10 protein-coding genes are annotated in these 16,898 nt (G+C 35.4%); 9 read left to right on the top strand and 1 reads right to left on the bottom strand.

What is annotated here, in order from left to right; all coding sequences use genetic code 11:
• Positions 1–106: 106 nt before the first annotated feature.
• Positions 107–3,739: a bifunctional proline dehydrogenase/L-glutamate gamma-semialdehyde dehydrogenase PutA gene (gene putA / locus ABXT51_RS07510; RefSeq protein WP_416695030.1), complete on the top strand. Its 3,633-nt coding sequence runs from the start codon at positions 107–109 to the stop codon at positions 3,737–3,739.
• On the opposite strand, the gene ABXT51_RS07505 is transcribed toward putA, so the two are convergent.
• On the bottom strand, positions 3,736–4,731 hold the full coding sequence (locus ABXT51_RS07505; protein ID WP_416695027.1) for a helix-turn-helix domain-containing protein: 996 nt from the start codon (positions 4,729–4,731) through the stop codon (positions 3,736–3,738). The genes putA and ABXT51_RS07505 overlap by 4 nt on opposite strands.
• Positions 4,732–4,909: 178 nt before the next feature.
• Between ABXT51_RS07505 and ABXT51_RS07500 the strand changes: the two genes are divergently transcribed.
• The 8 genes from ABXT51_RS07500 to ABXT51_RS07465 all read left to right on the top strand — a co-directional run bounded on the left by ABXT51_RS07500 (position 4,910) and on the right by ABXT51_RS07465 (position 16,861).
• Positions 4,910–7,366: an acyl-CoA dehydrogenase gene (locus ABXT51_RS07500; protein ID WP_416695024.1), complete on the top strand. Its 2,457-nt coding sequence runs from the start codon at positions 4,910–4,912 to the stop codon at positions 7,364–7,366.
• Between the two features lie 15 nt (positions 7,367–7,381).
• Positions 7,382–9,820: a 3-hydroxyacyl-CoA dehydrogenase/enoyl-CoA hydratase family protein gene (locus ABXT51_RS07495; RefSeq protein ID WP_416695021.1), complete on the top strand. Its 2,439-nt coding sequence runs from the start codon at positions 7,382–7,384 to the stop codon at positions 9,818–9,820.
• A gap of 12 nt (positions 9,821–9,832) precedes the next feature.
• Complete coding sequence (locus tag ABXT51_RS07490; protein ID WP_416695018.1) at positions 9,833–11,026, top strand: acetyl-CoA C-acyltransferase; 1,194 nt, start codon at positions 9,833–9,835, stop codon at positions 11,024–11,026.
• Complete coding sequence (locus tag ABXT51_RS07485) at positions 11,027–12,013, top strand: NAD(P)H-dependent flavin oxidoreductase (RefSeq protein WP_416695015.1); 987 nt, start codon at positions 11,027–11,029, stop codon at positions 12,011–12,013.
• A gap of 7 nt (positions 12,014–12,020) precedes the next feature.
• Positions 12,021–12,590 carry a DUF2889 domain-containing protein gene (locus tag ABXT51_RS07480; RefSeq protein ID WP_416677709.1) on the top strand — a complete coding sequence of 190 codons (570 nt, stop codon included), beginning with the start codon at positions 12,021–12,023 and terminating at the stop codon, positions 12,588–12,590.
• Between the two features lie 22 nt (positions 12,591–12,612).
• Positions 12,613–14,262 (top strand): AMP-binding protein, encoded by a 1,650-nt coding sequence (locus tag ABXT51_RS07475; RefSeq protein ID WP_416695012.1) that lies wholly within the window; start codon positions 12,613–12,615, stop codon positions 14,260–14,262.
• On the top strand, positions 14,262–16,214 hold the full coding sequence (locus tag ABXT51_RS07470; RefSeq protein WP_416695008.1) for an acetoacetate--CoA ligase: 1,953 nt from the start codon (positions 14,262–14,264) through the stop codon (positions 16,212–16,214). Before ABXT51_RS07475 ends, ABXT51_RS07470 begins: the two co-directional genes overlap by 1 nt.
• A 65-nt stretch (positions 16,215–16,279) precedes the next feature.
• Positions 16,280–16,861: a thymidine kinase gene (locus ABXT51_RS07465; RefSeq protein ID WP_416677705.1), complete on the top strand. Its 582-nt coding sequence runs from the start codon at positions 16,280–16,282 to the stop codon at positions 16,859–16,861.
• Positions 16,862–16,898 lie beyond the last annotated feature (37 nt).

The raw sequence follows: 16,898 nt of genomic DNA, 5'->3' as shown, positions 1-16,898 counted from the left end.
ATTTTAAATAAATAAGTTTTATTATATGTATTTAAAAAAAATTATAGTTATTATGACTATTTAATTTAAATTAAAATTGTTATTATTTTAAAATATATCTTTAAAAATGCAGGATCAATACACTTCTAAAGTATTTGATATAGATTACACACCTTCTCGAAAAAAAATGAGAGAAGCAAGAGTAATGTCAGAAGCAGAAGTCCTAGATCAGCTTAAGTTGTCTGAAAAAACAGACGTATATCAGAGAATAGATTTTCAGAAAAAGACCTCGAATCTTATCAGAGATATAAGAGCTTCAAATCAACCAGACCTATTGTCATTGTTTATTTCTGAATATAATTTAACAAGTGATGAAGGACTTTCATTAATGACTCTTGTGGAGGCTTTTCTTCGAGTTCCAGATAATAAAACAAGGGATAAATTATTTATTGATAAAGTTGCTAGAAAGGGTTGGGCCAGGCATATTAGTGGCAGTAAATCATCTATGGTTAATATTGCAACTATTGCTCTTAGTATTGCAGATAGGATGATTACAAATGGAAGTAATAATGAGATTAAAAATAGAGTAAAAAAAGCGTTAGAGATTCTATCGAGGCCCGGTATACGGTTTAGTGCAAACAATGTGATGCAATTTTTTGCTAAGCAGTTTGTCTTTGCTGAAAATATTAAAACTGCAATTAAATCAAGTAAGGCTAAAAATGGTTTGTATTCATTTGACATGCTTGGAGAAGCTGCTTGGACTATGGCAGATGCTGACAAGTATTTTTTATCTTACAAGAATGCATTAATAGAAATTGGAAAGCATAGACAATCAAAAAATGTATTTGAGGCTGATGGAATATCGGTAAAACTTTCTGCGCTTCATCCTAAATATGATTTTATGCACAGAGAGAGAGTTCTCTCTGAATTACTACCTCGGATAATTGAGCTCGTAAATATTGCTCAAAAATATAATATAGGAATTAATATTGACGCCGAAGAGGCTGAGCGCTTAGACCTCTCATTGGACGTTATTGATCGAATTATGGATTCGATTTCAAATACCTCATGGCAAGGATTTGGAGTGGTAGTTCAGGCTTATCAAAAGCGTTCACCATATGTAATTGATTGGCTTTACCAAAGCTGCAAAAAATATAATTTAAAGATAATGGTAAGGCTAGTCAAAGGGGCATATTGGGATAGTGAAATTAAGAAAGCCCAAGTTATGGGAGAAGTTGATTATCCAGTTTTTACAAAAAAAATAAATACTGACTATTCATTCTTAGTATGCGCTCAAAAACTACTCTTGATGAGGAATTTTATCTACCCCCAATTCGCTAGTCATAATGCACATTCATTAGTCAGCGTTTGCGAAATTGCTGGAGATAATGTTGGATTTGAAGTACAAAGACTTCATGGTATGGGCGAGTCTCTTCATATCCATATAAAAAATAAATATAATGTCCTTTCAAGGGTATACGCGCCAATTGGAAGTCATAAGGAGTTGTTGGCTTATCTAATGAGGCGATTATTAGAGAATGGAGCTAATAGTTCCTTTATTAATCATTTATTTGATGAGAATATTAAGCCAGAAAGCTTAGCAATAGATGTTTTTTCTGAAGTTGAAAAAGATACTAATAACTCTCATTCAAAAATCCCACTTCCAAAAGACATTTTTAAAAATATCCGTCAAAACTCATCAAGTATTATGCTGACTGAGCAGAATGAAGTTGATTTACTATTTCAATCTCAAGAGCCTTGGTTAAAGAAAAAGTGGCAAGCAAAATCAATGATTTCTGGGATAGCCCTTGAGGACTCTAATCAAGAAGAAGTAAAAAATCCATCTGATACTTCTGATATTGTGGGGAGTTTGCTATATGCAAATCAATCACAGTTAGATCGCTGCTTAATAACTGCACAAAATGCATTTAATTTAAATTCTCATTACCCAGACAGAATTCATGAGAGTTTAAATAGAGCCGCTGAACTCTATGAAGAAAACCAATTTGAATTGATGGCCCTTGCAATGCGAGAGGCTGGAAAGACTTATCAAGATGCCATTGATGAGGTTAGAGAGGCGGTTGATTTTTTACGCTATTATTCCAACTTAGCACATAATATAATTCCTAATAAAAGACAAGCCATGGGAGTTTTTGTTTGTATTAGCCCGTGGAACTTTCCTTTGGCAATTTTTACAGGCCAGGTTGCTGCTGCCCTTGCTGCTGGAAATGTTGTAATTGCTAAGCCTGCTGAGAGTACCTCTTTAATAGCCTATAGAGCAAGTGAGTTATTAATTGAGGCCGGAATTCCTTTAGGAGTATTTCAGCTTTGCTTAGGAAAGGGTTCAGATGTTGGTTCTTACCTAACTAGCAGTTCAATAATTTCTGGTGTAGCCTTTACAGGATCATCAGCTGTAGCAAAACAAATCAAACACAACCTAATTAAAAATGGAAATCCAGGGGCAAGAGTTATTGCTGAAACTGGCGGCCTAAATGCAATGATAGTAGACTCAACCGCCTTATGCGAGCAGGTAACAAGAGATGTCATTGATGGAGCATTTAAAAGTGCAGGGCAACGTTGTTCTGCGCTTAGGATACTAATGATTCAGGACGAATGCTTTGATGAAACTCTAAAGATGATTCAGGGGGCAATGATGGAGCTCCATATTGGAAATTCAAAACACTTATCTACTGACTGTGGACCAGTTATAAATCATGATGCAAAAGTAAAACTTCAAGGCTATATTGAAAATTCTAGAAAAAGAAATCAAATAATTGGAGAAATTCAATGCGATCTTCAAAATGGCTATTATGTAACTCCAACAATTATTAATCTTAAATCAATTGATGAAATCAATGAAGAGTTTTTTGGTCCAATCCTTCATGTTATTTCATACAAAAGTGATGAGTTGGAATCTATGATTGATCAATTAAATGCAAAAGGCTTTGGATTAACGTTTGGTATACATTCCAGAATTAACAAGCAAGTTGAGGAAATTACGTCCAGAGTTAATGCTGGGAATATCTATGTGAATCGAAATCAAATTGGTGCTGTTGTTGGATCTCAACCTTTTGGAGGCGAGGGCTTGTCGGGAACTGGCCCTAAAGCAGGAGGGCCAAGTTCACTTCATGGATACAGCCAGAGTATAGCCTCAACTAAGACAACCGATCATGAACTTAAACTTTATGGGAATGCACAAGTTAATAATTTGATTTTGCCAAGCATTCTAATAAATGAAGATTTGATAACTAAAATGAAAAACCAGTTTTCATTCATTGAGAGTGATTTCTTTGACTTTCTGCATGATGAAATAGCTAAATATGCAACTAAGATTTCCTTGCCTGGGCCAACTGGTGAATCAAATAGTATTAGATATAAACCAAAAGGAACAGCATTATGCCTTGGTCCAACAGCTATTGATGCACTTAAGCAGACTTTACTAGCTCTTGTATTAGGAAATAGCGTTATTAGTCTTATTAAAGAAGATGAATATAACTCTCTAATTATGCTGGGCTTTGGTAAAGAGAGTATATTTAGATTGGTTAACGGGCCAAGCCTGAAGTTGATGAAAAGTGAATCGTATAAAGTAATATTATTTTTTGGTAATTTGATGTCAGTGGAAAAGTTAATAGTTAATCAGCGCTCAGCGATTACCCCAGTTATGAGTTCTCTTTACGAGACATGGCAATTAGTTAATGAGCGTGTCATTACAGAGGATACAACGGCATCTGGCGGTAATGCCAATCTCTTAGCGCTTTAATCTTTATTAGTTGTTTTAAATGTTGTTGGCGTTAATTTAGTCTGGCCAATAAACCAACGAATAAATGAAGAGGGATCTGAGTAGCCAAGTTGATATGAAATTACTTTAACCGAAAGACCTTTTTGAAGCATATTTTTGGCTTTTTTGAGCTTGAAGTTATTTAGAACCTTTCGAAACGTTGTGTTTTCTTTTGATAATTGATAGCGAAGCTGGATAGTGCTGACACCAAGCTGATCTGAAATTTCTTGAATATTGATATTACTATAATAATTTACATAATTATTCATCAGTACTTCAATATTTTCAACAAGATTAACCTTACTAACCTTTTTATCGATTTTTTCTTGCACAATTGACTTTAAGTAATCAACAAGCTTCGTGTTTGAGAGAGTATTCTTTTTTAAATAATTTTTTTTGCTAATTACAATTGATGTTTCAGCACTTTGAGAGTTAATTGGGCAACTAAAAACTGATTTTTCTTTTATGGCTCCTCCAAAGGTATGAGTTTTTGTATTAATGCATTTAATTGGGAATCTTTTAGACCTAATAAAGGCAGCAAGTATTGAAAGGCATAGATTCTCATAAACAGATGAGTGCTGAATCTTTGGGTTTGCAATAAATATCACTTTAACTTCATTGAGATCTTCCCTAATTACAAAATTAATACCTTCTAATTCAATATTTATATAAGTTTGCAATAGCTTAAAGCCCTCTTTTAAGTGTCTAGAATAAACAAACATTAATCCAAAGGCTTCAGCATAGTTAGGCCTTATTTGAGCTAATCGAGCATAATTTATTGAGATTAGCTCATCATTAAAAACTGATTCAGCCTCGATAAAAAAGTTTAAAAAAATATCAATTGGTAGTGATAAGTTTGGATTTAATAGCATATTTTTTGATAACCCAATCCCGTTACAAATTTCATTTACTTTTTCTGGGTAAATTTGTTGTAATCTTAGAATTGATCGCCAAACTGCACTATTTGTATTCATACTAATTCAACTTAAAGTTAAGATAAAAATCACAATCCTTAGAAAATAAAGCGTTATAAAATGTTAATATTTTATTATATTATGATAACTTAAATTTAATTTTTATAACTATACTAGTTATTCAATTATTAAATTAATAATTCATTTACGACAACGCTTTAATTAAGGATTAATTGTTATGCTCGAAACTATATTTCAATATTCACTTCTTTCTTTCTTTCTTTCTATTGTATTAATTCTAGTAGCTTTAGTGAGATTTCAAATTAAGCCATGGCAATTGTGGCTAATAGCAGTTGGTTTGACATATCCAGGCGCTGTAATTGCTGAGCATTTTGGCGCTCAGCTTTTACTTCTTTTTCTTTTAGCTTTAGGTGTTCTAATAGTTCCAAGTGTTAGATTATTGTTATTTACTAAACCGCTTTATAAGTCAATGCGCAAATCCCTTCCTCCAATTGGATTAACGGAAAGTATTGCACTTGAAGCAGGAAGTGTTTGGTGGGATGCCGAGTTATTTCAAGGTAATCCTGATTGGAATAAGCTATCAGAGCTTGAGGCAACTGAATTGACCGATGAGGAGCAAAGTTTTGTTGATAATGAGGTTGAAACCCTTTGTGGTATGGTCGATTCCTACGAAATTGTTTCCAGTGAAGATTTGCCTAAAGAGGTATGGCAGTATATTTTTGATAAGGGATTCTTGGGCTTGATTATTCCAAAAGAATTTAATGGACTCGGTTTTTCTCATTTCGCGCATGCCATAATTGTAGGAAGGCTTTCATCGGCCTCACAATTTTTGGGAATTTCGGTTATGGTTCCAAATTCTTTAGGACCTGGCGAGCTGTTATTAAAGTATGGGACCGAAGAGCAAAAACAACATTACTTGCCACGTTTAGCCAAAGGAAAAGAAGTACCATGCTTTGGACTAACCTCTACAGTTGCTGGTTCTGATGCAGGCTCTCTGGTTGATAATGGGATAGTATGTTATGGTGAGCATGAAGGTAATAAAGTATTGGGACTAAGATTAAATTGGGAAAAGCGTTATATAACCCTTGCACCTATTGCTACAGTTATAGGTTTGGCTTTTAAGGCATATGACCCTGATAATTTACTACCAGCTGATCACCCTCTTTATAAGAAAAATGATTTAGGAATTACGTGTGCACTTATTCCAAGAAAAACTGAGGGCTTAAGAATAGGAACACGCCATCGTCCAATTGGCGAGCCATTTCAAAATGGCCCTATTTATGGTAAAGATGTTTTTATACCAATGGACTGGGTAATTGGTGGTGAAAAAATGATTGGCCATGGATGGAGAATGCTTATGGAGTGCCTAAGTGTTGGTAGAGGAATCTCATTGCCTGTAACTGGGGCATCTGCCACGCAGGCTATGCTTTTAACTACAAGTACCTATGCACAAACTCGTGAGCAGTTTGGAATACCAATTTCGAAAATGGAGGGAATCCAAGAGAAATTATCGAATCTTGCGACAAATGCATTTCGAGCAACTGCAAACATTAATCTTTCTACTTGGGCGCTTGATGCTGGTCATCGACCATCGATTATTTCAGCAATAGTGAAATATAGAAACACCCAATTATTGCAAAATTCTTCAATAGATGCAATGGATGTTCATGGTGGAAGAGGAGTTATGCAAGGCAAAAGAAATTATGTTTCAAATGTCTATTCTGGTGCTCCAGTTGCGATTACTGTTGAAGGCGCAAATATCCTAACTAGAAGCTTAATGATTTTTGGACAGGGACTTGTTAGGTGCCACAAAACATTATTAGATGAATTAACAGCGCTTCATGATGACGGGAAGAATGCAATAAAGAATTTTGATAAAGCTCTAGTAACTCATGTTGGAAGCTTTATTAATAACATTGCTAGAGCAATTGTCTATGCTTGGACTAAGGGCAGGTTGGCAAAACCTTATGGTAATACAACGACAAAGCCTTACTACAGAAGCTTATCAGTTTTATCTGCAAAGTTTGCTGTCTTAACCGATATTGCCTCTTTATTGTTAGGTGGTTCTTTAAAAAGAAAAGAGATGGTTTCTGGCCGATTTGCCGATGCAATTTCTGCAATGTATGAAATAAGTTCATGCATAAAGCTTTATGAGGAGAAATTCCAAAATGACGATAATATTGAAAGTATTCTTAAATTATCAGTTCTCACTTTAGTTAAAGAGGCTGATTTTGCGATGCGAGAAAATATAGAAAGTATGCCAGTTAATAGAGTTGTTAAGACAATAATAAGATTTTTCCTTTTTCCATTTCCAGTCACTAGCGATAAAATTAATGACAAATTAATTATTGCTACTTCAAATTCTATTACTGATATTGACTGGTTGATTGACAACTTATCTACATGTATTTGCTCCAACTTAAGAGAAAAACCTGGACACCCTTTCTATATTTTATTTCAGGGGTATGAGGCTGGGATTAAATTAAAAGTGCTCAGAGACAAAGCCAAGAAAGCAGGATACAAATATCAGCCAAGTATTACCTTAGAGTTTTGGCTTCAAGGGCTTGTTGATAATAAAACTTTAACCACTGAAGATAAAGAAAATTGGCTTAGATGGAATGACACTCTTCTTGAAGCACTAAAAGTGGATGATTTTGAAAATTTAAAGAATTAAATATATAGGAAAATTATGAAACAATATTTTGATAAATCCTTTAGCAAAATTGCCGTTCTTGGCTCGGGAACCATGGGTGGGCAAATAGCTGCTCACTTCGCAAACTTAGGGTTTGATGTAGTAATGTTTGATACAAGTGAAGAGGCGCTATTGAAATCGCTCTCCATGATGAAAAAATTGAAACCTACGCCATTTGCGAGCCCTTCAATAGCGAGCTTAATTAAGACCTCAACTTATGAAAATCTAGATACCCTATCAAAATGTGATTTCATAATAGAGTCAATTGTCGAAAATATTGATATCAAAAAACAACTTTTCTTAAAAATAGCTCCTTATGTAAATGATCATGCAGTGCTCGTGACAAATACTTCTGGGTTATCAATTCAAAAAATTGCTGAGCATTCACCTGAAAGCTTGAGAAGTAGAATTTTTGGAGTTCACTTTTTTAATCCACCTAGATATTTACCACTTGTTGAATTAATAAGAACTTCATTTAGTGATGAAAAGTTACTTCATTTAGCTGAAGGATTTATTACCTCGGCATTGGGAAAGGAAGTTGTTTATGCGAAAGATAGTCCTGCATTTATTGCTAACAGAATAGGCGTTTTTTCTTTTTTGGCTGTATTAAAGCATGCTGAAAATTTCTCTTTATCTGCTGATACAGTTGATGCACTAACTGGTAAGAGGGTTGGAAGGCCGGCTAGTGCTACATTCAGAACTCTAGATGTTGTTGGTCTTGATGTGATGTCAAATGTTGTAAAAAATATTTATGAAAATGCCAAGGATGATCCATGGGTTGAACTATTCAAATTGCCTGATTGGATTGATCATTTAATTGAAAAAGGGTCATTAGGAAGTAAGACTAAAAAAGGCATATATGAGAAAGTAGGAAAGAATATAAATGTTTATGATCCAGCTACTGGAGAATATAGACTCTCAGATAAAACTATTAGTTCAACGGTCAAGAAAATACTCAAAGACAATGGGAATATTGAGAACTCATTATTAGAGCTATCAAAATCTGATGATCTACAAGCACAATTTTTATGGTCAGTGCATCGTGATGTTTTTCACTACGCCTCTTTCCATTTAGAGCATGTGGCTGAAACAGTAAGGTGTGTTGATCTTGCATTAAAGTCAGGCTTTGCTTGGCAGAAAGGCATCTTCGAGCAAGTCCAGCTTACCGGTTGGAGTAAGGTTAGAGAGGCCTTGAATATTGAAATTAGTGGTGGTAAAACTCTTTCTAAAGAGCCCCTTCCAAATTGGGCTATGGATAAAGATTTTGTTTATTCTGATGATGGAGCTTTTGATCCAAATAAGAATCAATATATTCCAAGATCATCTCATCCAGTTTATGAAAGGCATTTACATAAATCTCTTTTACAGGGTGAAAAGCAATATCACCAAAATATTTTGCTCGAGGGCGAGGCAACTAAGTTACTCGATATCGGTGATGGTATTGCTAGCGTTTCTTTTAAAACAAAAATGAATGTTTTAAGTTCAAACGTTTTAACTGAACTACCAAAGTGTCTTGATTATCTTGAAGAAAATAGTTTTCATGCTTTAATTTTTAAGCAGGAGCAAGAGCATTTTTGTGCTGGAGCGAATCTATATGAAATAATTTCTGCTATTAAACTAGGCCTACTAGAAAAAGATCCAGGAGTTGCCTCTAAAGCTAAAAAGAAGGCGTTTGAAGTTATGAATCCAGGGCTTCCTAAGCTTGGTAAGCTTTATTCCATTAAAAAAACAGTAGCTATGCTGCAAGAATTATTGATGCGCTTAAAGCATGGCAAAATAGTAACAGTGGCTGCAGTTGATGGACTTGCACTTGGTGGAGGCTGCGAGCTTTTATTACATTGCAATAAAGTAGTAGCCTCAATGAATTCTTATATCGGCCTTGTAGAAGTTGGTATTGGTGCCTTACCAGCGGGCTGTGGCAGTAAAGAAATGGCTTTAAGAGCATTTCTTAATAAAGAAACAGATGATATATTTCCTTTGCTTTCTAAGCATTTTGAGCAAATTGCGATGGCAAAAGTTTCAGCAAGTGCTTTAGAGGCAAAAGAAATGGGCTATTTAAAAAATGATGATGTAATTATTGCTAATCCAAACGAGTTACTTTATGTTGCAAAGCAACAAGCAATGTCATTACTTGAATCTGGATTTAAATCTCCTTTAGATTCAACATTTAAAGTAGTTGGAAAAGCTGGGTATGCGAACATTATGGCGCAAATTGCCAACCTTTATGAAGGGCACTTTATGTCAGATCATGATAAGTATTGTATAACCTCTCTGGCAAAAGTAATGACTGGCTCTGAAGTTGAAGAAAATACAATAGTGAATTCGCAAATGCTATTAGATCTTGAGAGAAAGTATTTTATCGAGCTTTTAGGCACTCAGAAAACGCAAGAAAGAATTGAGTTTATGCTAAGAAATAGCAAGCCACTTCGAAATTAACTGGAGAACATTATGAGAAAAGCTTATATTATTGATGCAAAAAGGACTCCAGTTGGAAAAGTAAGGGGTTTATTGTCTAAAACTAGAGCAGATGATTTATTAATTCATGCAATACAAAGTGTATTAAATGCATCGGATGCTAGTGAAGAAATTAATAAAAATATTGATGACATTATTGTTGGCTGCGCTATGCCAGAGGGCCCACAAGGCCTAAACATTGCTCGCATTGCAACATTACTTGCCGGCCTGCCAGATTCAACGCCTGCGTACACTTTAAATAGGTTCTGCTCATCAGGACTTCAGTCGGTATCCAATGCCGCTGATTTAATAAAATTGGGCTCAGCTGACTTAGTTATAGCAGCTGGTGTGGAGAGTATGAGCAGCGTTCCTATGACTGGCTTCAAACCTTCTATGAATCCTAAAATTTTATCAGATGAAAATATTTCTATAGCCTATGGAATGGGATTAACAGCAGAAAAAGTAGTACAGAAATATAAAATATCAAGAGAAGCTCAAGATGAATTTGCATTTGAAAGTCACCAAAAAGCTATTCTTGCAAATAGTAATGGTTCATTTTCAAATGAAATATCACCAATAACAACTGTTGAAAATGGATACTCAACTACTTCCAATGAATACACAACTCGTTCTAATGTTGTATCTATGGATGAAGGCCCAAGAGAAGATACAAGTCTTGAAGTTTTGGCTAAATTAAGAACTGTATTTGCTCAGGATGGTTCAGTTACTGCAGGAAATAGCTCGCAAATGTCTGATGCTGCTGCTGCAGTTCTTGTTGCTAGCGAAGAGGCTGTTGAGAAATACAATCTAACACCAAAAGCTGAGTTCATCGGCTTTTCAGTTGCAGGTGTTCCTGCAGAAATTATGGGAATTGGGCCAGTCAAAGCAATTCCTAAAGTTTTAAAATCAACAGGCTTAAACCTTGATGATATTGGCTGGATTGAGCTCAATGAGGCTTTTGCTGCGCAATCATTAGCTGTAATTCAAGAGTTGGGCCTTGATCCTAAAAAAGTCAACCCACTCGGTGGCGCAATTGCTCTAGGTCATCCCTTAGGGGCTACGGGTGCTATAAGGATTGCTACCCTAGTATCAGCTATGCAAAGAGAAAATATTGATTATGGTATGGTCACAATGTGTATTGGAACTGGTATGGGCGCTGCAGGCATACTTAAAAATATAAGAAATTAGATGAAAACACAAAATTTTATCAATAAGCTAAGACTGCCAATCATTCAGTCACCAATGTTCATTGTATCCAATGCAAGACTTGTTATTGCATCATCAAAGGCAGGAATTGTTGGGTCATTTCCGTCAGCTAATTGTCGAACATTAGAAGCACTGGATCAAACTTTTTCTGAAATAACTCAAGCTTTAGGTTCAGGCAAAGAAGCACTTCCTTGGGCGGTTAATCTTATTGTTAGTAAAATGTATGCTCGGAGCAATGATGACCTAGATTTAATTCTTAAGCATCAGCCACCAATTGTAATTACTTCACTGGGTAACCCCAAAGAGGTTGTTGAAAAAGTCCACAAATATGGCGGGTTAGTTTTTTCAGATGTCATTAATTTATACCACTCAAAAAAAGCAATCGATGCTGGAGTTGACGGTTTAATATTGGTTTGTAATGGCGCAGGCGGGCATACCGGTGAATTGTCACCATTTGCTTTTGTGGCTGAGGTGAGAGAGATCTTTGACGGCACGATCATCGTCGGTGGAAGTATCAGCTCAGGCGATTCAATCTTGGCAGTCCAGGCTATGGGTGCTGATATGGCTTATATGGGAACTCGCTTTATTGCTACAAAAGAAAGTGATGCCACTGAGGAGTATAAAGAGATGATACTTAATGCCTCAGCAAGCGATATTATTAAGTCTAATAAAATTACTGGTGTTAATGGCAACTGGCTCGAGCAATCACTAAAAAATGCTGGGATTTCACCTAAAGAAGGAGGAATTAAGCAAACACTGGGTGATTTAAAGAAAATGATAATGCCCCTAATAAAGCAAAAACTTAAAGTAGATTTTGATATCAGTAAGGTTACTGCTAAAAGGTGGCGTGATATTTTTTCAGCAGGGCAGGGAGTAGGTTCTATCTCCAACGTGCCAAGTGTTGAGGATTTAGTGTTAGAATTAGAAAAGCAACATGCTAAATCGAAAAGTCGAATTTTAAAAGGATAATAAATAAATGCTATCTAGGCCAGCAAAGCGAGATTTAAAACATAATAGAGTCATCGAAGGCAAGGGCTATAAAAGAGATGATGGGCTTTGGGATGTTGAGGTTTTCCTAGTTGATAGTAAAACCTATTCATTTGAAAATATGCATAGAGGCTATATAAGTGCTGGAGAGCCACTTCATGATATGGCTGTTAGATTAACTCTAGATGATGACAGGAAAATTATCGATATAGAGGCAGTAATTAATGCATCTCCATACAACATCTGTCCACAGGCTGTACAAAATTGCCAAAATTTAAAAGGTGAATATTTAATTTCAGGCTTTAATAGGAAAGTTATCAAGGCAATGGGCGGTGAAAAAGGATGCAGGCATATTACTGATTTATTGGCTTATGCAGGAACAATTGCTTATCAAACACTTTGGAAAGAGAAAACTGGTGGTGAAGCCAATACTATTTCTTTAGAGGAAGCCAAATCGATAGAAAAGAAATTTACAAACTCTTGTTTTGCATTTAAGAAAGATGGAGAGGTTTATAATCAGTACAAAGAAATATTAATAAACAAGATAGAGAAAAGTTAATTACTAGAATAAGGAGAAAAGCATGGAAAAAGTCATACCTAACAAACTTGAAGAAACAGAGTTTTTTAAAGAGCATGGTAACTTAGTAGAGTTTTTTGATAACTGCTGTCAAGAGCATAATGGAAAAATGGCTTTTGAAAGCTTTGGTGTTGAAATTTCATATGAAGATCTTTCAGAAAAAGTAAATGCTTTTGCCTCATGGCTGACTAATAATTTTCAGGCAGGAGATAGGATAGCTGTGATGATGCCAAATATGCTTGCCTATCCAATCATTGTATATGGAGCTTTGAAGGCTGGAATCGTTGTTGTTAATGTTAACCCTCTCTATACTCAAAGAGAATTAGAGCATGTCCTTAAAGATAGTGAAGCTAAAGTATTAGTAGTCTGGGAGGGCGTCGCTAATGTAGTAGAAAAGTCTAATCTTGCGAAAGTAGAAAAAGTAATGATTACAACCGTTGGTGACCTTCTTGGATTTAAAGGGAAAATTATTAATTTTGTAACTAGAAAAGTTAAAAAATTAGTGCCTAAATTTAATATTGATGGCGCTATTATGTTTAATAAAGTACTAAGTGACAACTCAGGGAAAAATCCGGTTAAAGTTGATATCTCTATTGATAATACTGCATTCCTTCAATACACTGGAGGCACAACAGGAGTTTCAAAGGGCGCAGTATTATCCCATCGAAATATCCTTGCAAATATTATTCAAGCGTTTTTTACTATTGATCCAAAAATGTATGATGAATCAAGAAATGAACAGAGAATTGCCATCTGTCCGTTACCTCTTTATCATATATTTGCATTAACCGTTCACAACTTCATGCTGTTTCATATTGGTGGAAAAACTGTTTTAATTACTAATCCAAGAGATCTTAAGACTTTTGTTTCATTAATGAAAAAACATAAGTTTCATATGATTTCTGGTGTCAATACTCTTTATGAAGCTCTATTAAATTATGATGGCTTTAAGGAGTTAGATTTTAGTAACTTGCTTATGTCATTAAGTGGAGGAATGGCTGCTTTAGATACCACTGCCAAAAGGTGGCATGAAACTACTAAATCTGTCATTTGGCAAGCATACGGACTAACAGAGACTTCTCCTTTGGTGAGTGTTAATGATTATAAGCAAACTGAATTTACTGGCTCTGTAGGACTTCCTGCTGCTTTCACTGAAATTGAAATTCGAGATGAGGATAATAATGTTTTAACTGAAACTAACGAGGTTGGAGAGCTCTGCGTACGCGGACCACAGGTTATGAGTGGATATTGGAATTCTGATGTTTCAGGTCTTGACGAAAATAATTGGTTCATGACAGGTGACATTGCTCGAATAGATGAAACAGGTAATATTTTTATCGTTGATCGTAAAAAAGATATGATTATTGTTTCTGGTTTTAATGTATTTCCAAATGAGGTAGAGGCTGTTGTAAATGAGCACCCTGCAGTTCTTGAGTGTGGCTGCGTTGGAATTGAGGGTGAAGGCTCTCAAGAGCTTGTGAAAGTATTTATAGTTCTCCATGAAGGGCAAACGTTATCAGAAGAGGAGGTCATTAGTTTTTGTCGTGAAAAATTAACTGCTTATAAAGTACCTAAGCATATTGAGTTTATTAAGGAAATTCCTAAAACAAATGTTGGTAAAGTTCTTAGAAGAGAGTTAAAGACTGGGTCTTAATGAATGAGATACTGTGGAAGCCAACTCTAAGTGAAATTGAGGATTCCCAAGCCTGGGAGTTTATTCAAGAAGCTAATGTTAAGTTTAATATAAGTCTAGAAAATTTTCATGACTTATATAAATGGTCATGCAAATGCCCCGAGTCTTTTTGGGAGTTATTTTGGACATATTCTAAAATCATTGCGGAGAATGACTCTAAAGAGGTTTTAAAAAATGGCGATGATTTTTTAGGATCAGAATGGTTTTCAGATTCTAAATTAAATTTTGCAAAAAATCTATTATCTAAAAGGGATCAATCACTTGCTATTGTTTTTTGGGGTGAGGATAAATATAAAAGCTCTTTATCACACTCTGAATTATACAATCAGGTTTCAAGACTCTCTCATTGGCTTAAGAAAAGTGGCATTGTAAAAGGTGACCGCGTTGCTGGCTTGCTTCCTAATATGTCCGAAGCGGTGGTCTCGATGTTGGCAACATCTAGTATTGGTGCAATCTGGACATCCTGCTCTCCTGATTTTGGTGTTCAAGGAGTCCTAGATCGATTTGGTCAAGTTAAGCCTAAAGTATTTATTTGTGTGGACGCATATCTTTATAACGGAAAGGTTTTTAATTGCCTTGAAAAGAATGCAGAAATAATTTTAAAGTTGCCATCTATTGAAAACACTTTGTTGGTTCGTTATATTGATGATCAAGCTTCTTTAAATGAAAATAATTCTATTTTTGCATTTGATAAAATTGCTGATCAGAAGGTAACTCCTGAATTAATTTTTGAATCTGTTGCTTTTAATGACCCACTCTATATTTTATTTTCATCTGGAACTACTGGCGTTCCAAAGTGCATTGTTCATGGAGTTGGTGGGACTCTAATTCAACATAAAAAAGAGCATACTCTTCACTGCAACATACAAGAAGGTGAAAGGGTCTTTTATTTTTCTACGTGTGGCTGGATGATGTGGAACTGGCTCGTTAGTTCTTTAGCTTCTGGGGCAACAATAATGCTCTATGATGGCTCTCCAATATTAAAACATAATGCTGGTGTTTTGTTTGACTATGCAGAGCAAGAAAGAATTAATGTTATGGGTATATCTGCAAAATTTTTGGATACTTGCAGGAAAATAAATCTCAATCCACGTGCATCTCACAATTTAGAATCACTAAGAATGTTGCTTTCTACAGGATCAGTATTAAGTCCTGATTGTTTTGATTATGTCTACCAATACGTAAAAGATGAAATATGTTTGTCCTCTATTTCTGGTGGGACTGATATTGTTTCATGTTTTGTATTGGGCTCTTCAATACTTCCAGTATATCGAGGTGAGCTACAAACTCGAGGCCTTGGTCTTTCTGTTGAAGTTTGGAATGAGCTAGGCGAATCTGTTACTGGAGAAAAAGGTGAGCTGGTTTGCACTAGTACTTTTCCTTCAAAACCAATAATGTTTTGGAACGATAAGAATATGGATAAATACAAAAGTTCATATTTTGAACGCTACTCCAATGTTTGGCACCATGGGGATTATGTAAAGCTCATGGAATCGGGTGGAATGATTTTTTATGGGAGATCAGATGCGACCCTGAACCGAGACGGAGTACGGATTGGCACAGCTGAAATATATCGACAAGTTGAAATACTAACTGAAGTGTTAGAATCTGTCGTTGTTGAGCAAGCACTTGATGATGACTCACGAATCATCTTGTTTGTAAAGTTAAGAGAGGGCCAGCAACTGAATGATGAGATTAAGAATAAAATAGTTCACCAAATTAGAAGCAATACCTCACCAAGGCATGTTCCAGATGTGATCATTCAGGTCTCTGATATTCCTAGAACAAAGAGTGGCAAAATTGTTGAATTAGCGGTTCAAAAAGCAATTAATAATCTTCCTATTGACAACAAGACTGCCCTAGAAAATCCAGAAGTTCTTCAGGAGTTTTATCAACATAAAGAGCTTCAATGATGCAACATTTTGAAGGGTTATCAAAGGTTATAATATTATATTATTTCTAATTTAAGGTTTGTATTTTGGCTAAGCTTTACTTTTATTATTCTGCAATGAACGCCGGAAAGTCAACCTCACTTCTTCAGTCTGCATATAACTATAAAGAGAGAGGTATGCGGCCTTATATAATGTCAGCAGCAATAGACAATCGATATAGTGTTGGTAAAGTAACGTCAAGAATTGGCCTTGAGGCAGAGGCCTATCTTTTTCATAAGGAAGATGATTTGTTTAAGATACTTTCTGAGGAAAATAAAAAGCAAGGCATCAACTGTGTGCTTATTGATGAAAGTCAATTTCTAAGTCGAGACCAAGTTAAGCAGCTCGCTATTGCTGTAGATGATCTTGATATACCTGTTCTTTGTTATGGTATTAGGACTGACTTTAGGGGTGAACTCTTCCCAGGTAGTCAGCATCTTTTGGCTTGGGCAGACAATCTAATAGAGCTAAAAACTATTTGCCATTGTGGAAGTAAAGCAACGATGGTGGTTCGCACAGACGAAAAAGGTAATATTATTAATGATGGCGATCAAGTAGTTATTGGTGGCAATGATCGTTACCAGTCCATGTGTCGAAAGCATTTTGCAGAGCATATCTGGTCAAATTGAGTTGACATATGAAGGTAAATAGCACTTTAATAGCCTC

It is taken from the genome of Candidatus Pseudothioglobus sp. Uisw_050_01 (assembly GCF_048085775.1).
Classification (GTDB): Bacteria; Pseudomonadota; Gammaproteobacteria; order PS1; family Pseudothioglobaceae; genus Pseudothioglobus.
The sequence above is the reverse complement of the archived record's forward strand: the minus strand, read 5'-3'. Positions and strand labels throughout refer to the sequence as shown.